The sequence below is a fragment of the Polaromonas sp. P3_B1 genome, from assembly GCF_056402935.1.
Window position 1 is genome coordinate 44,536 of record NZ_JBFUGK010000029.1, and the last position, 25,741, is coordinate 70,276.

The 25,741-nt window shown below is 63.9% G+C and carries 27 protein-coding genes; 16 read left to right on the plus strand and 11 right to left on the minus strand.

The window, feature by feature from the left end; genetic code table 11:
* Positions 1-56 precede the first annotated feature (56 nt).
* From AC1DXS_RS16905 to ntrC, 9 genes are all read left to right on the plus strand, one after another.
* The gene (locus AC1DXS_RS16905) at positions 57-1,073 is read left to right on the plus strand and encodes a YVTN family beta-propeller repeat protein (RefSeq protein ID WP_477738633.1); all 1,017 of its coding nucleotides are present in this window, start codon (positions 57-59) and stop codon (positions 1,071-1,073) included.
* Complete coding sequence (locus tag AC1DXS_RS16910; protein ID WP_477738634.1) at positions 1,042-1,899, plus strand: polysaccharide deacetylase family protein; 858 nt, start codon at positions 1,042-1,044, stop codon at positions 1,897-1,899. Before AC1DXS_RS16905 ends, AC1DXS_RS16910 begins: the two co-directional genes overlap by 32 nt.
* Positions 1,900-1,904: 5 nt before the next feature.
* Positions 1,905-2,867, plus strand: coding sequence for a sterol desaturase family protein (locus AC1DXS_RS16915; protein WP_477738635.1), 963 nt, complete (start codon positions 1,905-1,907; stop codon positions 2,865-2,867).
* A gap of 119 nt (positions 2,868-2,986) precedes the next feature.
* Complete coding sequence (locus AC1DXS_RS16920; RefSeq protein WP_477738636.1) at positions 2,987-3,916, plus strand: EI24 domain-containing protein; 930 nt, start codon at positions 2,987-2,989, stop codon at positions 3,914-3,916.
* Positions 3,917-3,928: 12 nt separating this feature from the next.
* Positions 3,929-4,753, plus strand: a complete 825-nt coding sequence (locus AC1DXS_RS16925; protein ID WP_477738637.1) for a competence/damage-inducible protein A — start codon at positions 3,929-3,931, stop codon at positions 4,751-4,753.
* Positions 4,754-4,982: 229 nt separating this feature from the next.
* On the plus strand, positions 4,983-6,398 hold the full coding sequence (gene glnA / locus AC1DXS_RS16930) for a type I glutamate--ammonia ligase (RefSeq protein WP_007869429.1): 1,416 nt from the start codon (positions 4,983-4,985) through the stop codon (positions 6,396-6,398).
* Between the two features lie 178 nt (positions 6,399-6,576).
* Positions 6,577-7,104, plus strand: coding sequence for a hypothetical protein (locus tag AC1DXS_RS16935; protein ID WP_477738659.1), 528 nt, complete (start codon positions 6,577-6,579; stop codon positions 7,102-7,104).
* Between the two features lie 18 nt (positions 7,105-7,122).
* Positions 7,123-8,229: a nitrogen regulation protein NR(II) gene (gene glnL, locus AC1DXS_RS16940; protein ID WP_477738638.1), complete on the plus strand. Its 1,107-nt coding sequence runs from the start codon at positions 7,123-7,125 to the stop codon at positions 8,227-8,229.
* 95 nt (positions 8,230-8,324) lie between these two features.
* The gene (gene ntrC, locus AC1DXS_RS16945; protein WP_477738639.1) at positions 8,325-9,836 is read left to right on the plus strand and encodes a nitrogen regulation protein NR(I); all 1,512 of its coding nucleotides are present in this window, start codon (positions 8,325-8,327) and stop codon (positions 9,834-9,836) included.
* 277 nt (positions 9,837-10,113) lie between these two features.
* Here the strand turns inward: ntrC and xth are convergent, their stop codons facing one another.
* The 6 genes from xth to AC1DXS_RS16975 form a co-directional block, all read right to left on the minus strand.
* Complete coding sequence (gene xth / locus AC1DXS_RS16950; RefSeq protein WP_477738640.1) at positions 10,114-10,890, minus strand: exodeoxyribonuclease III; 777 nt, start codon at positions 10,888-10,890, stop codon at positions 10,114-10,116.
* A 37-nt stretch (positions 10,891-10,927) separates the two neighbouring features.
* Complete coding sequence (locus AC1DXS_RS16955) at positions 10,928-11,521, minus strand: DUF4337 domain-containing protein (protein ID WP_477738641.1); 594 nt, start codon at positions 11,519-11,521, stop codon at positions 10,928-10,930.
* Between the two features lie 40 nt (positions 11,522-11,561).
* Positions 11,562-12,047 (minus strand): dihydrofolate reductase, encoded by a 486-nt coding sequence (locus AC1DXS_RS16960; RefSeq protein WP_477738642.1) that lies wholly within the window; start codon positions 12,045-12,047, stop codon positions 11,562-11,564.
* 14 nt (positions 12,048-12,061) lie between these two features.
* Positions 12,062-12,892, minus strand: a complete 831-nt coding sequence (locus AC1DXS_RS16965) for a thymidylate synthase (protein ID WP_477738643.1) — start codon at positions 12,890-12,892, stop codon at positions 12,062-12,064.
* Positions 12,893-12,962: 70 nt separating this feature from the next.
* Positions 12,963-14,384, minus strand: a complete 1,422-nt coding sequence (locus AC1DXS_RS16970; RefSeq protein WP_477738644.1) for an FAD-binding oxidoreductase — start codon at positions 14,382-14,384, stop codon at positions 12,963-12,965.
* A 15-nt stretch (positions 14,385-14,399) separates the two neighbouring features.
* Positions 14,400-14,774 carry a DUF2069 domain-containing protein gene (locus AC1DXS_RS16975; protein WP_477738645.1) on the minus strand — a complete coding sequence of 125 codons (375 nt, stop codon included), beginning with the start codon at positions 14,772-14,774 and terminating at the stop codon, positions 14,400-14,402.
* A gap of 33 nt (positions 14,775-14,807) precedes the next feature.
* Here AC1DXS_RS16975 and AC1DXS_RS16980 point away from each other — a divergent pair, with 33 nt between their 5' ends.
* The 4 genes from AC1DXS_RS16980 to AC1DXS_RS16995 all read left to right on the plus strand — a co-directional run bounded on the left by AC1DXS_RS16980 (position 14,808) and on the right by AC1DXS_RS16995 (position 17,030).
* A complete protein-coding gene (locus AC1DXS_RS16980; RefSeq protein WP_477738646.1) occupies positions 14,808-16,022 on the plus strand; it encodes a YihY family inner membrane protein in 1,215 nt (404 codons plus the stop codon).
* Positions 16,023-16,127: 105 nt separating this feature from the next.
* A complete protein-coding gene (locus tag AC1DXS_RS16985; RefSeq protein ID WP_477738647.1) occupies positions 16,128-16,370 on the plus strand; it encodes a hypothetical protein in 243 nt (80 codons plus the stop codon).
* A gap of 232 nt (positions 16,371-16,602) precedes the next feature.
* On the plus strand, positions 16,603-16,791 hold the full coding sequence (locus AC1DXS_RS16990) for a DUF3606 domain-containing protein (protein ID WP_477738648.1): 189 nt from the start codon (positions 16,603-16,605) through the stop codon (positions 16,789-16,791).
* The gene (locus AC1DXS_RS16995; RefSeq protein WP_477738649.1) at positions 16,788-17,030 is read left to right on the plus strand and encodes a hypothetical protein; all 243 of its coding nucleotides are present in this window, start codon (positions 16,788-16,790) and stop codon (positions 17,028-17,030) included. Before AC1DXS_RS16990 ends, AC1DXS_RS16995 begins: the two co-directional genes overlap by 4 nt.
* Before the next feature lie 51 nt (positions 17,031-17,081).
* Here the strand turns inward: AC1DXS_RS16995 and AC1DXS_RS17000 are convergent, their stop codons facing one another.
* Complete coding sequence (locus AC1DXS_RS17000; RefSeq protein ID WP_477738650.1) at positions 17,082-17,465, minus strand: Mpo1-like protein; 384 nt, start codon at positions 17,463-17,465, stop codon at positions 17,082-17,084.
* Positions 17,466-17,555: 90 nt separating this feature from the next.
* On the opposite strand from AC1DXS_RS17000, the gene AC1DXS_RS17005 reads away from it, so the two are divergent.
* Entirely contained in the window at positions 17,556-17,963 is a 408-nt protein-coding gene (locus AC1DXS_RS17005) for a thioredoxin family protein (RefSeq protein ID WP_477738651.1), read from the plus strand.
* On the opposite strand, the gene AC1DXS_RS17010 is transcribed toward AC1DXS_RS17005, so the two are convergent.
* The 4 genes from AC1DXS_RS17010 to AC1DXS_RS17025 are packed head-to-tail and all read right to left on the minus strand — an operon-like array spanning position 17,960 to position 23,567.
* The gene (locus AC1DXS_RS17010; protein WP_477738660.1) at positions 17,960-19,219 is read right to left on the minus strand and encodes a cytochrome P450; all 1,260 of its coding nucleotides are present in this window, start codon (positions 19,217-19,219) and stop codon (positions 17,960-17,962) included. The two genes, AC1DXS_RS17005 and AC1DXS_RS17010, sit on opposite strands and share 4 nt — an antisense overlap.
* Before the next feature lie 47 nt (positions 19,220-19,266).
* The gene (locus AC1DXS_RS17015; RefSeq protein WP_477738652.1) at positions 19,267-21,435 is read right to left on the minus strand and encodes an acetyl-CoA hydrolase/transferase C-terminal domain-containing protein; all 2,169 of its coding nucleotides are present in this window, start codon (positions 21,433-21,435) and stop codon (positions 19,267-19,269) included.
* Between the two features lie 8 nt (positions 21,436-21,443).
* Positions 21,444-22,262, minus strand: a complete 819-nt coding sequence (locus tag AC1DXS_RS17020; protein WP_477738653.1) for an alpha/beta fold hydrolase — start codon at positions 22,260-22,262, stop codon at positions 21,444-21,446.
* Positions 22,263-22,265: 3 nt separating this feature from the next.
* Complete coding sequence (locus tag AC1DXS_RS17025) at positions 22,266-23,567, minus strand: O-acetylhomoserine aminocarboxypropyltransferase (protein WP_477738654.1); 1,302 nt, start codon at positions 23,565-23,567, stop codon at positions 22,266-22,268.
* A 169-nt stretch (positions 23,568-23,736) separates the two neighbouring features.
* On the opposite strand from AC1DXS_RS17025, the gene AC1DXS_RS17030 reads away from it, so the two are divergent.
* Together AC1DXS_RS17030 and AC1DXS_RS17035 are read left to right on the plus strand one after the other, a co-directional pair.
* The gene (locus AC1DXS_RS17030) at positions 23,737-24,192 is read left to right on the plus strand and encodes a CBS domain-containing protein (RefSeq protein WP_477738655.1); all 456 of its coding nucleotides are present in this window, start codon (positions 23,737-23,739) and stop codon (positions 24,190-24,192) included.
* Between the two features lie 90 nt (positions 24,193-24,282).
* Entirely contained in the window at positions 24,283-25,467 is a 1,185-nt protein-coding gene (locus AC1DXS_RS17035) for an MFS transporter (protein ID WP_477738656.1), read from the plus strand.
* Positions 25,468-25,741 lie beyond the last annotated feature (274 nt).

Consider the following 25,741-nt stretch of genomic DNA (forward strand, 5'->3'; position numbering starts at 1 on the left):
GGGAACCCCGCCTGCGCCCGGTACACTAACCGGTTGCACCTAGAAAGACCGTTTTTGTGAATGTTTCCGCCCGTTTTGCAGCCGCCTGGCTGTGCGCCCTTGCCGCCCTGACGAGTTTCCCGTCCGCTGCCCAGACCGCCACGGCGTCGCCGGCAGCCACCGGTATCACCACGCCCGTCTTTGTGCTCAATTCGCTGGACGACACGGTCAGCGTGATCAACCCGGCCACCTGGACGGAGACCCGGCGCATCGCCACCGGCAAGCAGCCGCACCACCTTTACCTCACGCCGGATGAAAAATCGGTGATCGTGGCGAATGCCCTGTCGGACTCGCTCACCTTCATCGATCCGAAAACCGCCGAAGTGCAGCGCACAGTACGCGGCATCCTGGATCCGTACCAGCTGCGCTTTTCGCCCGACATGAAATGGTTCGTCACAGCGGCCAATCGCCTGAACCACATCGACATCTACAAATGGGACGGCAAGGACATCACGCTGGCCAAGCGTGTGGCCACAGGCAAGACACCCAGCCATTTGTGGATAGACAGCAAAAGCACGACGATCTACTCGACGATGCAGGACAGCGACGAACTGATTGCCGTCGATCTGGCGACGCAGGTCATCAAATGGCGAACCAAGACCGGCTCCATCCCGGCAGACGTTTATGGCACGGCGGACGACAAGTTCATGCTGGTGGGACTGACGGGCAGCGACGCCGTCGAGGTCTATGACGTGAGCGGCGCCCAGCCCCAGCGCACCAAGGTCATCAAGACCGGCGCCGGTGCCCATGCCTTTCGCGCCTTCGGTGACAAGCGCCATATCCTGGTCAGCAACCGCGTTGCCAACACCATCAGCCGTATAGACCTGCAAACCCTGGAAGTGGTCGACAACTACCCCGCGCCGGGCGGTCCCGACTGCATCGAGGTGAGCCGCGACGGCAAGCAGATCCTGGTGAGCTCGCGCTGGGCGCGCAAGCTCACCGTGATCGATGTGGCGACTCGCAAGGTGGTGCGCCAGGTCAATGTTGGAAAGAGCCCTCACGGTGTTTGGACGCTCGACCATTCGCCAAGGTAGGCCGGCCCTGGCGGCTGCGCTGCTTGCCGCTGTCCTGGCGGCGGTTGGCATRCACCCTGCCCAGGCAGCAGCCCCCTGCAAACCGGTCTACCTGACCCTGGACACCGGCCACATGGCCGTCGCGCCGCTGATGGCCGAGGTGCTCAATAAACACCAGGTCAAGGTCACATTTTTTGCCGCCAACGAGCGCACGGAAACCGGCGACGGCAGCCTGGGCACGCAGTGGGCCGGTTGGTGGAAGGCGCGGGCCGCCGAGGGTCATGAGTTTGCGTCCCACACCTGGGACCATGTGTACTGGCGTGGCGACCTTCCCGTGGCCAACGGCGAAGCGCCCAGCTTCAAAATGCGGCCCTCCGCGGGCCCGTCGGAAGGCAAGGACCTGAACTGGACAGCCGCGCAGTACTGCGAAGAAATCAGCAAATCAGCCAGGCGCCTGGAAGCCATCACCGGCAAAAAAACACTGCCGCTTTTCAGGGCGCCGGGCGGCAAGACTTCGCCCGCGCTGCTGGCTGCCGCCAAGTCTTGCGGGTATGAACATGTGGGCTGGTCGCCGGCGGGCTTTCTGGGTGATGAACTGGCCAGCGAGAAATACCCCAACGACTTTCTGCTCAAGAAAGCGCTGCGCGACGTGCGCTCCGGCGACATCCTGCTTGCGCACCTGGGCATCTGGTCGCGCAAGGACCCATGGGCGCCCAAGGTGCTGGAGCCCTTGATTACCGGCCTGCAGTCGCGCGGCTTTTGCTTCAAGACCCTGCGCGAGCATCCCCAGTACAAGGACTGGATTGAGGCGCAGTCCGGCCCGGCCCCGGCCAAGCCTGCAAAATAAGCGGCATGGACTGGTTCAGTGATCTTTTTTCAGCGGCGCAGCAATGGCTGTTCGAGGCCGCCGTTCAGCCGGCCATGTTCGCACTGGGCATGGGCAACCTGCTGGAAGACGGCTACGACGCCACCGCCTGGTTCATGGTGGGCGTGATCCAGGTGCTGATCCTGCTGGCGCTCGTCGGCCCGCTGCAGCGCTGGCGGCCGGTGGAGCCGGTGACCGACCGAGCCACCATACGCACCGACGTGCTGTACACCTTGATCCATCGGCTGGGCTTGTTCCGCATCGCGCTGTTCTTCACGTTGGACCCATGGTTCGACGAGGCCTTCGGCGCGCTGCGCACCGCCGGCTACGGCACCTTCCACCTCGACCAGCTTTGGCCGGGCGTGACCGACCACGCTGCGGTCAGCTTCCTGATTTACCTGGTGGTGTTCGATTTCGTGGCTTACTGGACGCATCGCGGCCAGCACCAGATCGAGTGGTGGTGGCGGCTTCACTCGCTGCATCATGCGCAGCGGCAGATGACCATGTGGAGCGACAACCGCAACCACCTGCTCGACGACATCCTGGTTGACTCCATCGTGGTGATCGTGGCCCAGCTCATCGGCGTGCCTCCCGGCCAGTTCATCGCCGTGGTGGCCTTCACGCAGCTCAGCGAAAGCTTCCAGCATGCCAATGTGCGCATCTGGTTCGGCCGTATCGGCGAGCGCCTGTGGGTGAGCCCGCGCTTTCACCGGCTGCACCACAGCATCGGGATTGGGCATGAGACCGTGAAGGCGCAGCGCACCGTCCTCGGCGGGCATAACTTCGGCGTGCTGCTGCCTTGGTGGGACGTGTTGTTCGGCACCGCCAATTTTGAGCAGCGCTATGACCCCACGGGCGTTCGCGACCAGGTCGAGGCCAACCGCGATTACGGCAAAGGTTTCTGGTCGCAGCAGTGGGTGGGCCTCAAGCGCTTATTTGGCCGCGCCTGAGACTGAGTTTTTCAACCCAGCAGGGGCCGCGGAACCGGCTTTGCCGGGCCGCAGGCGCAGCGCCCCCTCGGGGGGCAGCGCATTACACGAAGTGAAAAGCGTGGGGGCTACACTAAGTTATGAGCAAACTTCTTGACGCCTTTTGGCGCGCTGCGATGTACTGCCTCCATCCGCGGGTCATTGCCCTGTCGGTGATGCCCCTGGTCATCATGGTGGCGATCGCGCTCGGGCTGGGGTATTTTTTCTGGAGCGATGCGGTCGAAGCCATCCGCTCCCAGATCAGCAACTATGAACTCGTCAACAGCATGGTGCGATGGCTCGAAGCGCTGGGCCTGGGCGGCCTGCGCATGGTGTTGGCGCCCGCGCTGCTGCTGTGCCTTGCCATTCCCGTGATCGTGATTGTCTCGCTGCTGTTTGTGGCCATGCTCATGACGCCGGCCATGGTGGCGCTGGTGGCTGAGCGGCGGTTTCCGCAGCTGGAGCGCAAACAGGGCGGCTCCATGCTGGCCAGCCTGTTCTGGTCGCTGGGCTCAACCCTGCTCGCGGTCGTCGCGCTGATTGTGTCGATTCCCCTGTGGCTGATTCCGCCCCTGATCCTGGTGCTGCCGCCGCTGATCTGGGGTTGGCTGACCTACCGTGTGATGTCTTACGACGCGATGGTCGACCACGCGAGCAGCGAAGAGCGGCGGCAGATTTTCAAGGAGCACCGTATGCCGCTGCTGGCCATAGGTGTGCTCAGCGGTTACCTCGGTGCCGCGCCCAGCCTGATCTGGGCTTCGGGCGCGATGTTCGTGGCCATGGCGCCGCTCCTGGTGCCGGTGGCCATCTGGATCTATACGTTGGTGTTCGCTTTTTCCTCGCTCTGGTTTGCCCACTACACCCTGGCTGCGCTGGAGCAGCTTCGCAAAAGAAACAATGCACTGGCCCCTGACCCGCTGATCCAGGCCGAGGTCACGACAACGGCGGCCGAGCTTGCGCCCGAGGCCCTGCCCGGGCCGGCACCGAGCTTCGGCACGCTGGGCGGCAAGCCCGATTTACACCTGCCTTGAACCCTCAAAAACATGACCCCTCACTTCGGCCTCATCATCGTTGGCGATGAAATCCTCTCCGGAAAACGCGCCGACAAACACCTGCCCAAAACCATAGAACTGCTGGGCGCGCGCGGCCTGCAACTGGCCTATGCCGACTATGTGGGCGACGATCCGGCGCGCATCACGGCCACGCTGGCGCGCGCCTTTGCGGCGGCCCGCGAGAATGGTGACGTGGTGTTCTCCTGCGGTGGCATTGGCGCCACGCCCGACGACCACACCCGGCAGTGCGCCGCGAAGGCGCTCGGGGCGGAGCTGGCCCTGCATCCCACGGCCAAAGCCTTGATCCTCGAACGCATGGCCGACGTCGCCAAAGAGCAGGGCATCGCGTATGAGCCTGATCGCGACGACAACATCCACCGCCTGAACATGGGGGTGTTTCCAGTGGGCGCGGAAATCATCCCGAACCCGTACAACAAGATTCCGGGCTTTACCTGCCGGGCGGGACAGGGCGCGGTTCATTTCGTTCCGGGCTTCCCAGTGATGGCCTGGCCCATGATCGAATGGGTGCTTGACACGCTTTACGCCCACCTGCACCAAAAGTCGCCTTACACCGAGAAGTCGGTGATCATTTTTGGGTCCATGGAGGCCATGCTCACGCCGCTGATGCTCGCCATTGAGGCGGAACATGCAGGCGTCAAGGTTTTCAGCCTGCCGAGCGTGGACCACCCGGAATACGGCCGCCACATTGAGCTGGGCGTCAAAGGCGCACCTGAAGCGGTCAATCTGGCCTACCCGGCCATGCTCGCCGGCTTGCACAAATTCGACCTGAAGTTTGGCCCCGAATTGGTGCGTTGATTTTTCGCACTAAATCAGTGCAATATAGAGGTGGCACCAAAATAGTGCGATCGCTGTTGCCGAGGTTTTTTCGCTTTTCAGTGTCTATAGCGCCAGAACCGAGGCCAGATAACGGCACAATCCGAGGCTTGGCAGGAAAGCGCACAGCCGGTGGCTTTGGCACAAAAAGTGCATTCAACAGGCCTGAAGACAATTTTTCAACCACCCATCCAGCACACAGGAGATTTTGATGGCAAAGACCGTCGCAGACGTCATGAAAATGGTCAAGGAAAACGAAGTCAAGTTCGTTGACTTCCGTTTCACCGACACCCGGGGCAAAGAGCAGCACGTGACCGTGCCCGTGTCCCACTTTGACGAAGACAAATTCACGTCGGGCCACGCCTTCGACGGATCGTCCATCGCCGGCTGGAAGGGCATCGAGGCTTCGGACATGCAGCTCATGCCTGACCCGAACACCGCCAACATCGACCCCTTCTTCGAAGAAACCACGCTGTTCCTGCAGTGCGTCGTGGTCGAGCCCAGCGACGGCAAGGCCTATGACCGCGACCCGCGCTCCATCGCGCAGCGCGCTGAGGCTTACCTGAAGGCTTCCGGCCTGGGCGACACCGCCTACTTCGGCCCCGAACCCGAATTCTTCATCTTCGACGGCGTGCGCTGGAGCAACGAGCCCGGCAACGTCATGTTCGCCATCGACGAGTACGAAGCTCCCTGGAACAGCGGCAAGCAGCTCGAAGGCGGCAACCGCGGCCACCGTCCCACCGTCAAGGGCGGCTACTTCCCCGTGCCCCCGGTCGACAGCACGCAGGACATGCGCGCCGAAATGGCCCTGATCCTCGAATCGCTGGGCATCCCCGTTGAAGTGTTCCACCACGAAGTGGCTGGCGCAGGCCAGAACGAAATCGGCACCAAGTTCAGCACGCTGGTCCAGCGCGCCGACTGGACGCAGGTCCTGAAGTACGTGGTCTGGAACGTGGCCAACGCCTACGGCAAGACCGCTACCTTCATGCCCAAGCCCTACGCCGGCGACAACGGCTCCGGCATGCACGTGCACCAGTCGATCTGGAAAGACGGCAAGAACCTGTTCGCCGGCGACGGCTATGCGGGCCTGTCCGACTTCGCGCTGCACTACATCGGCGGCATCATCAAGCACGCTCGTGCCCTGAACGCCATCACCAACCCCGGCACCAACAGCTACAAGCGCCTGGTGCCCGGCTTCGAAGCCCCGGTGAAGCTGGCTTACAGCTCGCGTAACCGCTCGGCCTCGATCCGCATCCCGTTCGTGGCGAACCCCAAGGGCCGCCGCATCGAGGCGCGTTTCCCCGATCCATCGGCCAACCCCTACCTGGCCTTCTCGGCCCTGATGATGGCCGGCCTGGACGGCGTGGAAAACAAGATCCATCCGGGCGAAGCCGCCACCAAGGACCTGTACCACCTGCCGCCGGAAGAGGACGCAAAGGTCCCAACCGTCTGCCACAGCCTGGACCAGGCGCTGGACTACCTGGACAAGGACCGCGGCTTCCTGACCAAGGGCGGCGTGTTCACCGACTCCATGCTCGACGCCTACATCGAGCTCAAGATGGGCGAAGTCACGCGTTTCCGCATGGCGCCGCACCCGGTCGAATACGATATGTACTACTCCCTGTAAAGCAGGAAGAGGGGCAGCCACCCACTGTTTTTATCTACAGTTTGTGGCCAAAAAAGGACGGCATTTGCCGTCCTTTTTTATTGCCCCCGGCGCTTGTGGGTCTGCTGGCTTTGTATTTTTGCCCCTTTGCCCCATACTGATAGACCGTCCTTGCCTTAGCTGGCTTCAGGAGTTTGCTATGAAAAATACCTTTTTGCTTTCTGCCATATCCCTGCTGCTTGCCGGCGCGGGGAATGCCGCATGGGCGCAGCAGGTTTTCCGCTGTGTCGGCGTTGGGGGCTCTACGCCCGAATACATCAACAATCCGAAAGAGGCGCAGACTCGCAGTTGCAAGCTGGTCTCGGGCGGCAATGTCACGGTTGTGGCGAGCACGCCGATGCCCGCCACGTCATCCAAGCCGGGCGTGCGCGTGGCAACCGCGAGCGGCCCGCGTGCCGACGGTGGCCCCGAACAGCGTGCCCGCGACAGCGATTCGCGCGCCATCCTGGAAGCGGAGCTGAAAAAAGCCGAGGCCAAACTGGCCGAGCAGCAAAAAGAGTACAACAACGGCGAGCCCGAGAAGCAGGGCATCGAAGGCCGTAATTACCAGCGCTACCTGGATCGCGTGGCCGAACTCAAGGAAAGCATTGCCCGCAACCAGAGCGACATCGCCGGCATCAAGCGCGAAATATCCCGGCTCCCTTCGGGCGCTCCGACCCTTAATTAAGCCGGCTTCTGGGTGAAAATGGACGGCTTGAACAAGTCATCCATTCGCCCCCCATCTTCCTCGGCTCCGGTTTCGGGGCCCCCTCGTTTCCAGGCCTTCGACCTGCTGGCCACGCTGGTGGCCGTCGTCCGCACCGACGGCACCGTGGTGTTCGCCAATGCCGCGCTCGAAGACGCGCTTGGCACTTCCCGGCGGACCATCGAAGGCTCCCAGCTCCCCGAGTGTTTTACCGAACCGCTGATTCTGCAAAACGCGCTCGAAGGGGCGGGCAGCAACGAATTCGCCGCCCTGCGTTATGACGCCTGGCTCAGGCGCCTGAACCATGAACCGTTACCGGTCCACGTGGTGGTGGCGCAAACCGACACGCCGGGCGAGGCCATCGTGGAACTGCTGCCGCTGGAGCAGCAGGCCAAGCAGGAGCGGGAAGAGCGCCTGATAGACCAGGCGCAGGCCAACAAGGAGCTGATCCGCAACCTGGCCCATGAGATCAAGAACCCGCTGGGCGGCATCCGCGGCGCGGCCCAGCTGCTGCAGATGGAAATCGGCAAGGACCTGACCGAATACACCCAGGTCATCATCCACGAGGCGGACCGGTTGCAGACCCTGGTCGACCGACTGCTCGCGCCGCACCGCCGGCCGCACCTGGTGGGCGACGTGAACATCCACGAGGTTTGTGAGCGCGTTCGCTCGCTGATCCTGGCGGAGTTTCCCAGGGGCCTGAAGGTCACGCGGGATTACGACATCTCGATTCCCGATTTTCGCGGCGACCGCGAGCAGCTGATCCAGGCGGTGCTGAACATCGCGCACAACGCCGCACAGGCGCTGGCTGAGCTCATCGCGGCGGGCAATGCGCGGATCACTTTCAAGACCAGAATTGCCAGGCAGGTAACTTTTGGCAAGCAGCGCTATCGCTTGGCACTGGAATTGCATGTTATCGACAATGGACCGGGCGTGCCGGACTCCATCAAAGACCGCATCTTCTATCCCCTGGTTTCGGGGCGCGAGGGTGGTTCGGGGCTGGGGCTGACATTGGCGCAAACCTTTGTGCAGCAACACCACGGTTTGATCGAGTGCGACAGTGTGCCGGGCCGTACAGATTTCAAGCTGCTCATACCGCTTCCTTGAAATGTGTCTGCCGCATGATTGATACATAACGCGATCGGCGCGGAGGTTCCCAACAAGGGCCACGCGCTGAAAGCATGAAAAAAGGGACTGCATACATGAAACCGATCTGGATCGTTGATGATGACCAGTCCATCCGGTTTGTTCTGGAAAAGGCCCTGCTTCGCGAGGACCTTCCCACGCGCAGTTTCACCAACCCACGCGAAGTGCTTGCCGCGCTGGAAAGTGCGACTGAAGAAGACGGTCCGCAAGTCCTGGTGAGCGACATCCGCATGCCGGGCGGTTCGGGCCTGGACCTGCTGGAAAAGGTCAAGGAGAAGCTGCCCGGCCTGCCGGTCATCATCATGACGGCGTTTTCCGACCTGGACAGCGCGGTCTCCGCCTTCCAGGGAGGGGCTTTCGAATACCTTCCCAAACCTTTTGACCTGCCCAAGGCGGTTGAGCTCATTCGCCGCGCGGTGGAGGAAAGCCAGCGAGAGGAGGTGGCCGAGGAGCGCATGGCCGCCGCGCCCGAAATGCTGGGCCAGGCGCCCGCCATGCAGGACGTGTTCCGCGCCATCGGGCGTTTGAGCCAGAGCATGGTGACGGTGATGATCACCGGCGAGTCGGGCTCCGGCAAGGAACTGGTCGCGCGCGCGCTGCACAAGCATTCGCCGCGTGCCAGCGGGCCTTTCGTCGCCATCAACACCGCGGCCATCCCCAAGGATTTGCTCGAGAGCGAGCTTTTCGGCCATGAGCGCGGCGCCTTCACCGGCGCGCAGACCATGCGGCGCGGCCGCTTCGAGCAAGCGGAGGGCGGCACACTCTTCCTCGATGAAATCGGCGACATGCCCTTTGACCTGCAGACGCGCCTGCTGCGCGTGCTCAGCGACGGCCATTTCTACCGCGTCGGCGGGCACAACGCCGTCAAGGCCAATGTGCGCGTCATCGCCGCCACCCACCAGGACCTGGAGCAGCGCGTCAAGGAAGGTGGTTTTCGAGAGGACTTGTTCCACCGCCTCAACGTGATCCGCTTGCGCCTGCCCGCGTTGCGCGAGCGGCGCGAAGACGTGTTCATGCTGACCCGCCACTTCCTGCAGCAAAGCGCCAAGCAACTCGGTGTTGAACCCAAGCGGATATCCGACACCGCCTTGCAGCAGCTGAGCAACTTCAGCTTTCCGGGCAACGTGCGCCAGCTCGAGAATATCTGCCACTGGCTGACCGTCATGGCGCCGGCCCAGGTGATAGAGCCCAAAGACCTTCCCCCGGAAGTGCTGGGCATGATCCCCGAGCCGGGAAAGTCCCTGGCCACGACTGAAAGGACAGACACCGTCCGCACCGAGTGGCCGGGCAGCGCCGACAAGGCCCCGCCGGCACAGTCACTCGAAACGGCCTTGCCTGCCATGGCCGGTCTGGGGCAGGACTGGGAAAGCGGCCTTGAAGCCGAGGCACTGGCCTTGTTGGCTACGGGACGCAGCGATGTGTGGGACGTACTCACGCGCCGCTTTGAATCCAAGCTGATCCAGACCGCTTTGGCTAACACGCGCGGCCGCCGCATCGAGGCCGCCCAGAAGCTGGGCATTGGCCGCAACACCATCACGCGGAAGATTCAGGAACTCCACCTGGAATAAGAGCCCCCACGCTCCCCCACTGCGTGTGGGTCGCTGCCCCCCGAGGGGGCCGCTGCGCCTGCGGCCCGGCAAAGCCGGTTCCGCGGCCCCTGCTTGGTTGAAGAGTTCTGTGGGTGTGTCTAGTGACGGAGGCATTTCACCAGCGGGGGCCGAGGGTCCGGCTTCGCCGGCCCCAGGCGCCGCCCCCTTGAGGGGGGAACAAGCTACACGCAGTGAGCTGGACAGGGGTGTGCCAATTTTTGGGGAACGGGCTACACGCAGTGAGCCCGGACGGGGGTCAGCCGATTTCTACCGTCACCGGCGCATGGTCGCTGGGCTTTTCCCATTTGCGCGGCACGCGGTCTATGGTGCAGCCTTTGACTTGAGGTTTCAGCGCTTCGCTGACCAGGATGTGGTCTATGCGCAGGCCCCGGTTCTTCTGGTAGCCCAGCATGCGGTAGTCCCACCATGAATAGCTTTTGGGCGCCTGCTCGAACATGCGGAAGCTGTCGGTCAGGCCCAGCGCCAGCAGCTGGCGGAAGTGCTCGCGCTCTTCCTTGGTGTGGTGGATGGTGTCCCTGAGTCCTTCCGGGTCGAAGGAATCCTGGTCTTCCGGTGCGATGTTGAAGTCGCCCAGCAGCATCAGTTGCGGATGGGCCGCCATCTCGGCGCGCACATAGGCCTGCAGGCCATCCAGCCAGCGCATCTTGTAGGCGAACTTTTCGCTGCCGGGCTCCTGGCCGTTGACGAAGTAACCGTTCATCACACGCACCGGCCCCGTGGGGCCATCCACCGTGGCGGCGATGACGCGCGAGTGCTCGTCTTCAAAACCGACGATGTTCTTCACCACCTCGCGCAGCGGCGTGCGCGACAGGATGGCCACGCCGTTATAGGTTTTCTGGCCAAATGCGGCGGCTTCATAGCCCGCAGCCTTGAGTGCCTCCAGCGGGAACTTGTCGTCCGTCATCTTGAGTTCCTGCAGGCACAGCACGTCCACAGGGTTGGCGGCCAGCCAGTCCAGCACGTGCTGCAGGCGAGCGGTCAGGGAATTGACGTTCCAGGTGGCAATTTTCATGGGGTCATGCTCCAGGACCGGAAGGGAGGATCAAGGCTCAGATGTGCAGCACGGCCAGCGCGCCAATCACCAGGCCCACGCCTGCCACGGCGAACATGCCGTATTCCAGCCACTTCTTGCGCGTCAGCAGCGCGATGGCCGCCAGGGCAATCGCCACTTGCAGCACGGTGGTGGCCTGGGCCCAGCGGTGGTGCTGGTGGATCTGTGCGTCCGAGGATTGGTCCCAGACCACGGACTCTGCTTCGAGCTTCTCGGCGATGACCTTGATCTCGTTTTTTTCTTTTTCATAGCGATCCACCTTGCCCTGGTAGCCGGCTTTTTTGTCTTCGGGTGCCAGGTCGCGGGCCAGCTCGGCCAGCGACTGCTTGGTGCTTTTAGCCTGGAAGTAATTCCACTGGTTGGAGGCTTCCGTCTTCTTGATGGCCGCGTTGTTCTTGTACAGGCCGGCATTGGCCTGCGTGGCGCCACCCATATAGGCAAAGATGGCGCCTATGGTCGCGATGATGGCCGTGATCACCGCGATTTGCGCGATCATGCCGCCACCGCTTTCATGGCCGCCGTGGCCGCCCTGGGCCGCATGCTCGAGCTCATGGTCGTGGGGCCCGTGTACGTGAAATCCGCCTCCTGACATATCAATTCCCTCTCGTGTGTTGTTGTGGGTTGTGGATGGTCTATTTTTCGTAGGTGATGAAGCTGAACTTCATCCCCGTGGCCGACACATGGTTTTCGCGCGCCGTCTGCCGCCATTCGGGGCCCAGCGTAGGCGCGAAGGCGTCGCCCTCGATATTTTCCGCAATCTCTGTGACTTCGATGCGGTCCGCCAGCGGCATCGCCTGTGCGTAAATTTGCGCGCCACCCAGGATCCATACCTCTTCGGATGCCGCGCACAGCGCCAGCGCGTCGGGCAGGCTTGCCGCGGTTTCGGCGCCGGCCTCCTTCCAGCCGGCCTGGCGTGTGATGACGATGTTGGCGCGGCCCGGCAGGGGGCGGAACTTGGGCGGCAGCGAATCCCAGGTCTTGCGGCCCATGATGACCGGCCAGCCGGTGGTCAGGCGCTTGAGGCGCGCCATGTCTTCCGGCAGGCGCCAGGGGATGGTGTTGTCGCGGCCTATCACGCCGTTGGCGGCGCGGGCAAAGATCATGTGAATGCGTGTCATGTTTGCATCCCGGATTAAACAGCCACGGGAGCTTTGATCGCCTCGTGGTGCTGGTAATCCAGGAACTCAAAATCCTCAAACTGGTAGTCAAAGATCGATTCGGGCTTGCGCTTGATCTGCAGCGTGGGGTAGGGGAAGGGCTGGCGGCTCAGTTGCAGCGCGACCTGCTCGTGGTGGTTGCTGTAGATGTGGCAGTCGCCGCCGGTCCAGATGAAGTCGCCCACGCCCAGGTCGCACTGCTGCGCCACCATGTGGGTCAGCAGGGCGTAGCTCGCGATGTTGAAAGGCACGCCCAGAAAGATGTCGGCGCTGCGCTGGTAGAGCTGGCAGCTGAGCTTGCCGGGTTGGCCCTGCACTTCCGATGGTGCCACGTAGAACTGGAAGAACGCATGGCAGGGCATGAGCGCCATCTTCGAGAGGTCGGCCACGTTCCAGGCGCTCACGATGATGCGGCGCGAATCGGGGTTGGTTTTGAGCGTCTTGATGACGTCGCTGATCTGGTCGATGTGGCCGCCGTCGGGCGTGGGCCAGCTGCGCCACTGCACGCCGTAGACCGGGCCGAGGTCGCCGTCGGGCCGGGCCCATTCGTCCCAGATGGTGACGCCGCGTTCCTTGAGCCAGTTGTTGTCGCTGGAGCCCTGCAAAAACCACAGCAGCTCATGGACGATGGATTTCAGGTGCACCTTCTTGGTGGTCACCAGCGGAAAGCCCTCGTTCAGGTCAAAGCGCATCTGGTGGCCGAACACGCTTTTGGTGCCGGTGCCGGTGCGGTCGGCCTTGAAGACGCCGTGCGTGTCCACATGGCGCATGAAATCTTCATATTGGGAGCGGATAGGGCGGGTCATTGGAAACCAGTGGGCTTGAGTCGAGGGATATGCCGCGGCCGGCGGGAAGGCCGCCGGGCAAGGCCTTTAATTATGCCTTCAGCACCCGGCCCGGGTTCATCAGGTTCAGCGGGTCCAGGCCCTGTTTGATGGCGCGCATCATGTCCAGCGCCACGGGCGATTTGTGCTTGGGCAGGGTGTCGACCTTGAGGCTGCCGACGCCGTGTTCGGCCGAGATCGACCCCCTGTAGCGGTCCACCGCTTCGTAGACCAGGGCATTCATGGGAACCTCTTTCTCGTTGAGGAAACGCGCCTGGTCTTCGTTCTCGGGCGCCTGTACGTTGTAGTGCAGGTTGCCGTCGCCCAGGTGGCCGTAGACGACCATGCGCGCACCGGGGAAGCGCTCGAGCAGCAGTGCATTGGTTTCAGCCACGAATTCCGGGATGCGCGACACATTGATGGAGATGTCGTGCTTGATGTTCAGGCCCTCTTCGGCCTGCGCCATCGGGATGCTTTCACGGATGTGCCACAGCGCGTGGGCCTGCGCCATGCTCTCGGCGACCACGGCATCGGCCACGCAGCCGGCCTCCATGGCGGCCTCGAGCAGGCGTTCAAAACATTCCCGCGCATGGGCTTCCGATTCGTTGTCCGAGTTCTCCAGCACCACGCACCAGGCGTGCTCCTGCCAGAACGGCACTCGCTGCTGCGGGAAATGCTTGGCCACCAGGCCCAGCGCGAACTGGCCCATGACCTCGAAACCGGTCAGGCCCGAGCCCAGGTGTTCATGCGCCAGGCCCAGCAACTGCACGGCGGCCTCCAGCGAAGGCACGGCGGCAAAGGCGGTGAGCTGGGATTTAGGCATGGGGTACAGCTTCATGGTCGCGCCGGTGATCACGCCCAGCGTGCCTTCGCTGCCTATGAACAGGTGGCGCAGGTCGTAGCCGGTGTTGTCCTTGCGCAGGCCCGTGAGGCCATCCCAGATTTCACCCTGCGCGTTCACGACTTCCAGCCCCAGGCAGAGGTCGCGGGTGTTGCCGTAGCGCACGACCTGGGTGCCGCCGGCGTTGGTTCCGAGGTTGCCGCCTATGGTGCAACTGCCCTCCGAGGCCAGGCTCAGGGGAAACAGGAAACCGGCTTTTTCGCAGGCTTCCTGCAGGTTCTGCAGCACGCAGCCGGCGTCAACGGTAATGGTCAGGTTGCCGGCGTCCAGCGTGCGCACCTTGTTCATGCGCGTGAGGCTCAGCACGACCTGTGTGCCGCTGGCGTCCGGTGTGGACCCCACCACCATGCCGGTGTTGCCGCCTTGCGGCACGATGCTCACGCGTGCTGCGGCGCAGGCCTTCACCACGGCCGCGACTTCGGGCGTGGAGCCTGGGCGAACCACGGCCAGGGCTTTGCCGGTTTCGCGCTTGCGCCAGTCCTGCACCCAGGGCGTCAGGTCGCCGTCGGTCAGGACGTTGGTGGCGCCGACGATCTGGCGCAGGGATTCAATCAGTTGCGGGTGCGTGCTCACGATGTTCGGCTCAGGTTAAGGGGTTGATGGGGTTGGGGTGGTCTTCAAACGCACGCGCACGTGCAGCGCGCAGGCCGCGAACAGCGTGAGGCACAACAGCACTTCGATGAGGGCCAGGTAGTTGCCGGGCGCGCGGTCGCTCCAGGCGCGCACCACGCCTTCGGTGAAATACAGCCATACCAGCAGGCTGAGCCAGCGGTAGGTGTACATGCGGTTTTTCAGCACGCCGGCCAGGGGAATGCACAGCGGCAGCACTTTGAGCGCCAGCAGCGAGCCGCCCGGCCGTATGGGCGCCAGCCACATTTCCCAGGCCAGGCCCAGCACGATAAGGCCCAGCAGGCTGGCCAGCGCCAGGCGGCGAGTGAGGTCGATTTGTGTTGTCTTGTTCATATTTGTAAGGGCGGCAGTGGCATGATACCGGGGATGAAATTTCAGCAACACTTGCAGGAGCTCCTGGCCAACCTGTCGCGCTTCCCGTGGCGCGGCACGGCCCTGACCCTGCGCGACCGTTTCCGCGAAGACCACATGGGCCTGACGGCCAGCAGCCTGACCTTCACCACCTCGATCGCGCTCGTACCTTTTTTCACTGTGGCGCTGGCGATTTTCACGGCCTTCCCGATGTTTTCGAAGCTGCAGGGCGCGCTGCAGGCCTGGCTTATCCAGAGCTTGATCCCCGACAACATCGCCCGGCAGGTGCTGGGCTACCTCACCCAGTTCAGCCGCCAGGCCAACAAGCTGGGCATTGCCGGCCTGGCCGTGCTGCTGGTCACGGCCATCGCGCTGATCCTCACCATAGACCGCACTTTGAACGGTATCTGGCGCGTCAAGAAAGCGCGCTCGCTCGCCCAGCGCGTGCTGATCTACTGGGCAGCCATCACGCTGGGCCCACTCCTGCTGGCGGCCAGCCTGGCGGTCACCTCCTATGTGCTGTCGGCCTCGGGCGGCCTGGTGGGCGCTTTGCCGGTCAGCCTGCGTTTCCTGCTCAGCGTCCTGCAGTTTTTCCTGGTGGCCGGCGGCATGGCGGCGATGTACCGCTATGTGCCCAACACGTTTGTGAAATGGTCGCACGCCTGGGTCGGGGGCTTGTTTGTCGCCGCCGGCATCGAAGTGGCCAAGCGCGCGCTGAGCCTGTACCTGGGCGCGGTACCCACCTATTCGCTGGTCTACGGAGCCTTCGCAACCCTGCCGATCCTGCTGGTGTGGATTTACGTCTCCTGGGTCATCGTGCTGATGGGCGCGGTGATTGCGGCCTACCTGCCCAGCCTGCTGGCCGGCGTGGCGCGCCGCGGCAGCGCGCACGGCTGGTACTTCCAGCTGGCCATCGAAGTGCTGCAGCAGTTGCACAAGGCGCTTTCCACACCGCGCCGAGGCTTGAGCGCTTCGCAACTCGCCGAGTTGCTCCAGGTCGACGGCCTGCAGCTGGAGCCGGTGCTGGAAACCCTGGTGGCACTCGACTGGGTGGGCCAGCTGAGCGAGCCGGAAAGCGAGGACAAGGCCCGCTTCCTGTTGCTGGCCGACCCCGACGCCACGCCCCTGGAGCCGCTGATGCAAGGGCTGCTGCTCGACAAGGCCGAAGCGGTGCAGGGCCTGTGGGGAAAAGCCCGCTGGCCCGAGCTGCGGCTGCGTGACGCGCTGTAAAGCGCCGGTTCGCCCCGAAAAAAACCGATAAACCGCCATGGGAATTCTTGTGCGCGACAAGGCGCCGTAACAAAATCAAGCCCCTGTTTTTCAATGCACAAGAAGATGCCAGAAAAAACCAACGCCCGGGAAAAGCTTGACGGCGCCATCGCCCAGGAGCGGCAGGCGCAGCGCGATGCCAAGCAGATTTATGACGAGCTGACCGCCAAGATGTGGGCCTACCAGACCGGCAACGGCCCCGCACCCACCAACGAAGACTTCGAGCAGTGGAGCTATGCCGTAGAGCAGCGCGTGAAGATCAAGCAGCTCGGCATCCGCGTGGAAGGCGAGCCCGGCGGCGACGCGTAACGTGGTGCAAAACAGGCTTGGGCCTGTGTCCCCTGGTCCAGGCAGAAGCTCATAAGCTCAGGTTTTAAAAGCGTCAACCTTTTGTCAAGGTTGTTAAGCCTGCGTCACCTGGGCCACGTTTTGTTGCTTTTGTTCGGCCGTGACTTCAAAACGGCGGGTCGGATTCTTACAAGGCGCGGACGCGGCTCGAGGCAAGATTCTCCGCATCCCTCAACCCCAGCCGGAGAAAACCGTGACACCACCTGCTTATTCGATCGCTGATGCGCCCCTGAAAAACGAGCCCATCGACATCACCCAGGAAGCCTCTTTGAACTACTGGGTCACCACACTGGCCTGCAGTGAACTCGAGTTGCGCGTGGCGGTGGCCGAGGTCGGCCCCGCGGCAAAGGACGTGAGCAATGAGCTGGGGAGGACTTTATGAGCGCCATGCCTCCCACGCTTCCCCTCCCGCCCGGGCCGCTCGCGGTCCGTGTCAAGGAACCCTCGGTGGGCCTCTTTTACTGGGTGGTCACCCAGTTGTCGGCCGACGAGCGCAGCGCCGATATCCGCATCGAAGGGTCCGACCATCCCTATCCCACGCATGAAGCCGCGTTGCACGCCGGCTCGGCCTGCCTGAAGGCGCTCAAGGCCAGCGTATTCCAGCCTCAAGGCCCTCACTAGGCCCTATCGGCGGGGACTGCCGCACCGACTTGCGGCTGCAAGCTCAGGCTTTCAAGCGCCCCCGAGGCGCTTGAAAGCCTGCACCCACATGTCGCGGTACATCACCCAGTCGCCCATAAAGCTGTAAAGCGGCCGCTTGAAGGATGCGGGTTTGTTTTTCTCAAACCCGAAGTGGCCTATCCAGGCGAAGCCATACCCGCACAAAAGGCCGGCCAGCAGCCACCAGGGGTTGCGCGTCACAACCAGCGCCGCCAGGCACAGCAAAGTCAGGCTGGAGCCCACAAAATGCAGGCGGCGGCAGGTGGGGTTGCGGTGCTCGCCCAGGTAAAACGGATAAAAGCTCGCGAAGGAGTCGAAGCTGCGCGGGTCGACAGGTGGACTGACGGGGGTCGTGGGCTGGCCGCCTTGCACGGCGTCGCTGGGCGTGGCATTCATGGTGGTGTGTCTCCTGTGTCGTGATATCCCCGTGCCGTTCGCCATTTTGCGGCGCTGGCCATAATAGTCAACCCGCCTCCCAAGCCCCGCATGCACCTCACTACAACGCCGGCAACGGCATCCCCCAGCCCGCCGGATTCTTCGGTCAACTGGGTCATTTGCCTTTGCGCCGACTGGTGCGGCCTGTGCCGCGACTACGCCGAAGTTTTTGCGCAGATGGCAGCGCGTTATCCGGGCAGCCGTTTTGCCTGGCTGGACATTGAGGATGAAGCCGAACTGGTCGGTGACATCGAGGTGGAAACCTTTCCCACGCTGCTGGTCGCCGATGGTGGCGGCATGCGCTTTCTGGGCCCGCTGATGCCGCAGGCGCAAACCCTGTCGCGCCTGCTCGATTCGTTGGCGCAGCCGGGCCAGCCTGCCACGCCCCATTCGCCTTCGACCCAGGCCTTGCTGCAGGGCCTGGCGGCGGCTCCCCAGCACTGGATAAACGCCAACTAGGTGATGGCAAACGGCGCTTTCAGGAACCCCCGAAAGCGCGCACGGCCGCCACGCGTGGGGCGGGCCGCCAGACGGTAGCCTGGAAAGCGCGCCAGAAAACGGCCGATGGCGATACGGCCCTCCAACCGCGCCAGGCTGAGCCCCGCGCACTGGTGGATGCCGAAGCCAAAGGCCAGGTGCCGGTTGTCCTGGCGCGCCAGGTCCAGCGCGTCGGGCCGCGCAAACTGGGCAGGGTCCCGGTTGGCAGCGCCTATGCATAAGGTCAACAGGCTGCCCGCGGGCAGGTCCACACCGCCTATGTTCGCATCGGCCAGCGCGCGCCGGTTGCTGAACTGGTTGGACGACTCAAAGCGCAGGAACTCATCAACGGCCGGCGTCAACAGCGCTTCAAGCCGCTGCGCGTCATGCGCCACCACCTGCATGCCGGTGAGCAGGCCGGCCAGCGCCGTTGGGTGCTCCTGCAGCGCCACCAGCGCATTGCCGATCAGGTTGGTGGTGGTTTCATGCCCGGCATTGAGGATGAACACGCAGTTCTGCAGCAGCTCGGTTTCGTTGAGCCTGCCCGTGCCGGCTTCGCCGCCAATCAGCCGCGTGAGCACATCGTGCTCCGGGTCGCCGGGGTGCCGCCGCCGTTCGGCCACCAGGTCTTGAAGGTAAGCCGTGAACTCGCGCACGCTCTGGTTGCCCAGGGCCTCCTGCTCCGGCGTCAATTTGGGTTCCAGCGCGCCCAGTATCGCGAGCGACCAGCCGCGCAACGGCGCGCGGTCCGCATGCGGCACGCCCAGCAGGTTGCCGATGATCTCGACCGGGATGGCCGAGGCGAAGTCCTCCACCAGGTCGCCGCCGCCGCTTTCCTCGATCGCGTTCAGCAAGCCGTCGACCAGCGTCACCAGGCCGGGCTCCATGCCGGCGATGGCGCGGCGGGTCAGCGCGCCCATGATGAGCTTGCGCACGCGCGTGTGCAAGGGCGGGTCGTTGAACACCAGGCTGGTGGTGTGGTGCTCGAACAGCGCGGAGGCCGCTCCGTATTTGGGCTCGAACTCCACCTTTTTGTCGGAGCTGAAAACCTGCGCGTCGCGGTAGACGGCCACCAGGTCGGCGTGGCGTGTCAGGAAAAAGGAGCCGTCGGGCATGCGCCTTACCGGCTCGGCCTCGCGCAGCGCGGTGTACACCGGGTAGGGGTTGGCATAAAAGTCCGGGGGCAGGGCGCGCAGGTCCAGGGTTGCTGCAATTTCCCGCGCGCGGGCATCGCTCATGGGCGGTGTGGCGGTGACAGGCGGCGTGGTGGTCACGGCGCTTTCTCTCACAGGTTCCCGGCAAACAGCTTGCGCAAAAACATCTTCTTGAAACTGGTGGCGTCGTCCAGGCCCAGGCGCTCCAGGTAGGCCGGCGGCGCCTCGCGGCTGGAGGCCAGGCTTTTGAGCACCATGGCGACCAGCTCTACCGGATGCTGTGTGGCGTGCTGCATTTTCCGCAGTGCGGTCACCATCTCGATCTCGCCTGCGGTGAGGTCGGTGCCGAAAGGGAAGTCCGGCAGCAGGCCCGATTGCCGCCAGGGCTGCAGGCCGGCATGCAGCACCTCGGGCAGGTTCTGGCGATACCGCCCGGGCACTTCATAGGCGGCGTCAAGCTTGCCGGCGGCCTTGGCCTGTGCCGCCAGATCGTCCTGGAAGCGTGAGTCGGCAATCGCGATCAGGCGCTTGATCACCTCGCCGTCGGGCTGGGCCCGCAGGTCGGCCACACCGTATTCGGTGATCACCACGTCGCGCAGGTGGCGCGGGATGGTGGTGTGGCCGTAGTTCCAGACCAGGGTGCTGCGCAGGCCGTCTTTGTGCTCGTAGCTGGCGCGCAGCATCAGGATGGAGCGCGCGTCGGGCAGGGCATGGGCCATGGCCACGAAGTTGTACTGCCCGCCCACGCCGGAAACCACCTGGCCCGACTCCAGCCCGTCGGACACCGCCGCGCCCAGCAGGGTGACCATCATGGCCGTGTTCATGAAGCGGCCCTGGCGGCGCTGCGCCTGCTTGAGCGCGCTGCGGCCATGGAGCTGGTTGATGAAATCAATCCGCGTCATGTCGATCCTGGCCAGCACCTCGGGCGGCATGCGGCGCAGCCCTTCGTAAAAATCAGTGGGGCCCAGGAAGAAGCCACCATGCAGCACCACACCGCCGGCCAGGCGTTGGCCCAGGCCGCCCGCGTCGTGCAGCGCCGCGCGCACCTCGGGCTCATCAATCCGGTTGCTGATGCGCCGGCCCTGGATCTCAAGGTCGCCGTCGGCCTTGAGGGCGACTTCGGCTGTGAGTACGCCCAGCTTCCGCAGGAATGCCAGGTCTTCGCGGGTCAGCACCGGCGATATGCGTCCCGCCTCCAGCAGCACGGCCAGCGTATCCGGGCTCACCGCCAGGCCGGGTATCCGCCCTTCGTTGACCAGCCGCTGGACGGCTTCATCATCAAACACCTCGCGGCTAAGGATGCCGGCCTGCAAAAGTTGCAGAAAGCCGTTGACGAACATTTCCGAGCAGCCGTAAAGGCCTTGCGCAAAGCCGCCAAGCTCGCGGCCCTTCAGGCCATCGAGGCCATCGAGGCCGTCCGGGCCAGCGGGACAGAGGGTCGCCATGATGCTGCGGTAATCCGTGTTGGCGCGCTCGCGCACCAGCAGGGCCTGCGCGATGGCATCGCCCAGCGCGCCAATGCCGATCTGCAAGGTGCCGCCATCGGCCACCAGGCTGGCCGCATGCAGGCCTATGGCGTAGTCGGCGGAGCTGACCTTGCCATTGGGCGGCGCGAACAGCGTGTGTGTAGCGGCGGCGTCCGTCACCACCACGTCAAAAAATCCGGAGGGTGCGATAGCCTGCCCGGGCATAAAGGGCAGTTCGCGGTTGACCACCCCGACCTTGAACAGCGGCCGGCCGTTTGCGGCCTGGCGCTCAGCCAGTTCAAAGGTCACGTCCGGGTTGCTCGACAGTGAAAGCTCGATGGCGCCATCAGCCGTTTCGCGCGCCGCCACCGCCTGCGCGATCACATTCACGCCGAGCACACCCATGTCGCGCGCCACAAAGGTGTAGTTGGTCGAGATGTAGGCCTGCTGCGCGCGCTCATTGCCCAGGTAGTCGCCGGTCTTGAAGAAGAACTCGCTGACCTCGATGTGCGGCGGTAGCACGCCGGCGCGAAGGTCCTTGACGTAGTCGAGGTCCGGGTAGTCCTTGAAAACGCGCTCCACCAGCGGCGCCAGGAAATGCTGCTCCAGTTCGCTTTTGCCCTCGGGCCTTTCCAGCGAGAGTGCCGTGATGATCTTCAGCCGCCGCGGCTTCGCATCGCCGCCCATGGCCTTGACGCGGCGGTAAAGCAGATTCACAAAGGGGTTGGGCTTGCCTATGCCCAGCGGCAGCCCGAGCACGATGTCGCCCTCCACCGTGGCAAGCACGTGCTCCACCGCCTGCGCGAGCGTGGGAATGAGGAGGGAGCTTGCCATCCGCTGCGTCAGGCCGAAGGGGTCTGGAGGAAATCCCGGATCGCGAACAGCGTGGCCTCGGGCGTCTCGCTCATCTGGTGGTGGCCCACCGGCAGGCTGGCGACGCTGACCTTCTTGCCGCTGTCCCTGGCCTTGCCAACCAGAGATTGCGCGGCCTTCGGCGTCGTCATCTGGTCCTGTGCTCCGAGCACGAACAGCACGGGGCAACTGACCCCGGCCATGGCCGCCTCGCCGTTGGCATAGCTGTCGCAGGCCTTGAAGCCGCGGTGGAACACATTGACCTGGGTATTGCTGGCCAGCACGCGCCGGCCCAGGGCCATGCTGGCGCCATGCACCCAGCTGCCGGCGCCCAGCGGCGGCGCCAGCGTGCTGCGTGAGAACACGTTCACCATCGCCAGCGCCTTCATCGGCTCATTGAGCGCCGCGTCGAGCAAGGCCTGCGACACCTTCATCGGGAAGGCCGTGCCCACCAGCACCAGATGGCTCACACGGTCTTTCAGCCGGGAGGCTGCTTCCAGAGCGATCAGCGAGCCCCAGCTGTGGCCGATCAGGGCGGCGCGCTTCACCCCCGCGGCATCGAGCAGCGCGGCGACAAACTCCGCCGCCTCTTCGACGGAAGCAGGGGCGTCGCCTTCGCTTTTGCAGTGCCCGGGCAGGTCGACCGCCAGCACGTTCCAGCCGTGGTTTGCCAGGTAGCGCGTCTGCAAAATCCACACGCTGTGGTCGTTCAGCACGCCGTGAATGAATACCGCCGTGGGTTTGGCGGCATCAAAAGGCTTGCCGCCGGTATAGCAATAGGTTTTATGGCCGTTGACGTCGAGGTACATGTTTCAGGCCCCCGCTTTTTCTGCAGCCTTGAGAGCGCGCCTGAGGTCGTCGATCAGGTCGTCCGGGTCTTCCAGGCCTATCGACAGGCGTATCGTGCCCTGCGTGATGCCGCCGGCCGCCAGCGCCTCGTCCGTCATACGGAAGTGGGTGGTGCTGGCCGGATGTATCACCAGGCTGCGGCAGTCGCCGACATTGGCCAGGTGGCTGAAAACCTTCAGCGCCTCGATAAAAGCCTTGCCCTGGGCACGGTTGCCCTTGATGTCGAAGCTGAACACCGAACCCGCGCCGCGCGGCAGCAGCTTTTTGGCCAGCGCATGGCTGGTATGGGATTCGAGCAGGGGATGGCCCACACGCGACACCAGGGGGTGGCTGGCCAGGAACTGCACCACCTTTTCGGTATTGCCCATGTGCCGCGCCATGCGCAGCGGCAGGGTTTCTATGCCCTGCAAAATCAGCCAGGCCGTGTGCGGGCTCATGCAGGCGCCGAAGTCGCGCAGGCCTTCGCGCCGCGCGCGCAGCAAAAAGGCACCCACCGTGCTTTCCTCGCTGAACACCATGTTGTGAAAGCCGTCGTAGGCTTCGGTCAGCTCGGCGAATTTGCCGGACTTTTCCCAGTCGAAGCTGCCGCCGTCCACCACGATGCCGCCAATGACGGTGCCGTGCCCGCTCAAGAACTTGGTGGCCGAGTGGTAGACCAGGTCGGCGCCGTGTTCAAACGGCTTGACCAGCCAGGGCGACGTCAGCGTGGAGTCCACCAGCAGCGGCACGCCCGCCTCATGGGCGATGGCCGACACCGCCGGGATGTCCAGCACGTCCAGCCCGGGGTTGCCCACGGTTTCGCCGAAAAACAGCTTGGTGTTGGGCCGCACGGCCGCGCGCCAGCCGTCGATGTCGCCGGGTTTGACGAAAGTCGTGTCAATCCCGAAACGCCGCATCGTGTAGTGCAGCAGGTTCTGGCTGCCGCCGTAGAGCGCCGTCGAAGCCACGATGTGCGAGCCGGCCCCCATCAGCGTGGCGATGGACAGGTGCAGCGCGGCCTGGCCGCTGGCGGTGGCGATCGCGCCTATGCCGCCTTCCAGCGCCGACACGCGCTGCTCCAGCACCGCGTTGGTCGGGTTGCTGATGCGCGAATAAACGTGGCCCGCGCGCTCCAGGTTGAACAGGCTGGCCGCGTGATCGCTGGACTCGAAGACGAAGGAGGTGGTGAGGTGAATGGGTACGGCGCGCGCGCCGGTGGTCGGGTCGGGCGCAGCGCCCGCATGCAGCGCCAGGGTGTCGAAACCGGGATCGGAATAACCGGGCATGGGTTTGTCTCCAGTCAGAAAAAAGTGGCAGGCGGGGCAATCGCCAGAACCCTGTACAGATTCTTGCAGCCGGCCGTTTGATTGTGGGCTATATTTAAACTGAATTCCCCCTCATACCGCGCGGCGGTGGGACAATGAGCATGTTGGCAGCACAACCGAGGAGATCGCCATGAAGGTTCTAGACATACTGCGCGTTAAAGGCAACACGCTTTACACCGTCCAGCCTGATGAACCCCTGGCCAAGGCGGCCCAGGTCATGGCCGACAAGGACATCGGCTCGCTGGTCGTGATGGAGCACGGCGACCTGGTCGGCATGCTGACCTTCCGCGAGGTCATCGTCTGCATCGTCAAAAACGGCGGCGTCATCGGCAGTACCCTGGTGCGCACCGCCATGGACGACCATCCGCTGACCTGCACCTCCGAAACCGAACTCGACGAAGTCCGCCGCATGATGCTGGAGCGCCACGCGCGCTACATGCCCGTCATGAACCAGAAAGTCCTGATGGGCGTCATCAGCCTTTATGACGTTGCCAAGGCCGTGGTCGACAGCCAGAACTTCGAAAACAAGATGCTCAAGGCCTACATCCGCGATTGGCCCGCTGAAGACGCCGCCGACCAGAACTGACAACCGGCGCCCGGCGGCGCGCTGGGCCGCCATTTTCCAGACAACAACCGCCCGCTGCACAAGGCATGCGGGCCACAAGCGAGGGCAGGGGTGAACGACAAGCGTGACGCCAGCGGGCTGTTTTTTTACGCCTCCTTGTTTTTCTCCCGGCTGGCCGACCAGATCCTGCTTTTCCTGGTGCCCCTGGTGGTGTTTGAAACCACCGGCAGCGTTGCCTGGTCAGGCATTGCCTTCACCCTCGAAACCCTTCCGCGCTTTTTGGCCTTCCCGGTCTGCGGCATGCTGTGCGACCGCGTCTCGCCGCTCAAGCTGCTGCGCATCAGCCAGCTCTACCGCGCGCTGGTGTGCATTGCCGGCGTGATTGCCTTCCAGTGGGCCGGCGGCGTCGGCTGGCTGATCGCGCTGTCGGCCGTCTGCGGCGTGCTGACCACCCAGGGCCTGATGGCCCGCGAGGTCATGCTGCCGCAGATTTTTCGCCAGCACCGCTTTGAAAAAGTGCTGGCCCACGCGCAGCTCGCCGACCAGCTCGGCATGGTGCTGGGCCCCTTGCTGGCCTCGCTGCTGCTGCGCTGGATGCCTTGGCCTATGGTGGTCGGCGCGACAGCGGTGTTTTTCCTTGTTGCCGACGGCGCCGTGACTTGGTGGCATCGTCAAAGCGCCGTCACGCTCGCAGCGCCCGAACCGGCGCCCGGCCACTGGACCGCCCCCATACGCACCGCCTTGTCGCAGGTGCTGCACCTGCCGGGCTTGAAGCAGGTGATTGCGCTGGCGGCAGGCGTCAACCTGGTGATAGGCGTCACGCTGGCCACGTCGGCCGCCATGGTGACAGGCCTGCTGCAACGCTCCGCCGGCGACTACGCCATTTTGCAGACCGCCGGCGCGGTGGCGACGGTCATCATCCTGCTGGTCATCGCCCGCACCGTGTTTTCGCTGCGCACCCTGGGCCTGGTGTCGTACACCGTGATGCTGGCCGGCGGGCTGCTCACAGGACTGGCCGGCAACTTCTGGCTCTACACAGCCGGGTTTTTGCTGGTGATCGGCTTTGACAAGATGTTCAACGTCTACATCCGCAGCTTGCGGCAAAAGCTCATACCGCCCAAGGACCTGGGCAAAACCACCGGTGTGATCGTGATGTTCAACAACCTGTCGCAGCCGCTGGCGGGGATGTTGGTGGGGGCGTTTGCCGGGGTGATGGAAGGCAGAGGGGTGATTTTGGGGTTGGTGGGGGTGATGGGGATGATTGGTGTTTTGGTGGGGTTGAGTCGGGGGCGTTAGTCGGGTCTTGCGCCGACGGCGCGCTCTTCTCTCCTTTGCTCTCCTGCTGGTTTGTTTTTTTTCTCTGCTGAGGCTTGCTGGCCGGGACTCGCCCCGGCGGGCGAGGCACTTTTCTTTGCTTCGCCAAAGAAAAGTACCCAAAAGAAAGGCGACCCGCAGTCTGGGTCCCTCCGCTGCGCTACGGGCAACCTGCGGTGCTCGAGCCAAGCGGGGTCAAAAACAACTCGCTTCGCTCAAACACGTTTTTGCCCTGATCCGCTTGTCTCTGCGCTCC

Coding starts and splice junctions, on each gene's coding strand:
- AC1DXS_RS16965 (WP_477738643.1), bottom strand. CDS start 12,892: ATGACCCGCCCTATCCGCTCCCAATATGAAGATTTCATGCGCCATGTG.
- AC1DXS_RS16975 (WP_477738645.1), bottom strand. CDS start 14,774: ATGAACAAGACAACACAAATCGACCTCACTCGCCGCCTGGCGCTGGCC.
- AC1DXS_RS17020 (WP_477738653.1), bottom strand. CDS start 22,262: ATGTACCTCGACGTCAACGGCCATAAAACCTATTGCTATACCGGCGGC.
- AC1DXS_RS17000 (WP_477738650.1), bottom strand. CDS start 17,465: ATGAATGCCACGCCCAGCGACGCCGTGCAAGGCGGCCAGCCCACGACC.
- AC1DXS_RS16980 (WP_477738646.1), top strand. CDS start 14,808: ATGAAATTTCAGCAACACTTGCAGGAGCTCCTGGCCAACCTGTCGCGC.
- AC1DXS_RS16920 (WP_477738636.1), top strand. CDS start 2,987: ATGAGCAAACTTCTTGACGCCTTTTGGCGCGCTGCGATGTACTGCCTC.
- AC1DXS_RS16985 (WP_477738647.1), top strand. CDS start 16,128: ATGCCAGAAAAAACCAACGCCCGGGAAAAGCTTGACGGCGCCATCGCC.
- AC1DXS_RS17025 (WP_477738654.1), bottom strand. CDS start 23,567: ATGCCCGGTTATTCCGATCCCGGTTTCGACACCCTGGCGCTGCATGCG.
- xth (WP_477738640.1), bottom strand. CDS start 10,890: ATGAAAATTGCCACCTGGAACGTCAATTCCCTGACCGCTCGCCTGCAG.
- AC1DXS_RS17030 (WP_477738655.1), top strand. CDS start 23,737: ATGAAGGTTCTAGACATACTGCGCGTTAAAGGCAACACGCTTTACACC.
- AC1DXS_RS16925 (WP_477738637.1), top strand. CDS start 3,929: ATGACCCCTCACTTCGGCCTCATCATCGTTGGCGATGAAATCCTCTCC.
- AC1DXS_RS16935 (WP_477738659.1), top strand. CDS start 6,577: ATGAAAAATACCTTTTTGCTTTCTGCCATATCCCTGCTGCTTGCCGGC.
- AC1DXS_RS16915 (WP_477738635.1), top strand. CDS start 1,905: ATGGACTGGTTCAGTGATCTTTTTTCAGCGGCGCAGCAATGGCTGTTC.
- AC1DXS_RS16960 (WP_477738642.1), bottom strand. CDS start 12,047: ATGACACGCATTCACATGATCTTTGCCCGCGCCGCCAACGGCGTGATA.
- AC1DXS_RS17015 (WP_477738652.1), bottom strand. CDS start 21,435: ATGGCAAGCTCCCTCCTCATTCCCACGCTCGCGCAGGCGGTGGAGCAC.
- AC1DXS_RS16995 (WP_477738649.1), top strand. CDS start 16,788: ATGAGCGCCATGCCTCCCACGCTTCCCCTCCCGCCCGGGCCGCTCGCG.
- ntrC (WP_477738639.1), top strand. CDS start 8,325: ATGAAACCGATCTGGATCGTTGATGATGACCAGTCCATCCGGTTTGTT.
- AC1DXS_RS17010 (WP_477738660.1), bottom strand. CDS start 19,219: ATGAGCGATGCCCGCGCGCGGGAAATTGCAGCAACCCTGGACCTGCGC.
- glnA (WP_007869429.1), top strand. CDS start 4,983: ATGGCAAAGACCGTCGCAGACGTCATGAAAATGGTCAAGGAAAACGAA.
- glnL (WP_477738638.1), top strand. CDS start 7,123: ATGGACGGCTTGAACAAGTCATCCATTCGCCCCCCATCTTCCTCGGCT.
- AC1DXS_RS17005 (WP_477738651.1), top strand. CDS start 17,556: ATGCACCTCACTACAACGCCGGCAACGGCATCCCCCAGCCCGCCGGAT.
- AC1DXS_RS16955 (WP_477738641.1), bottom strand. CDS start 11,521: ATGTCAGGAGGCGGATTTCACGTACACGGGCCCCACGACCATGAGCTC.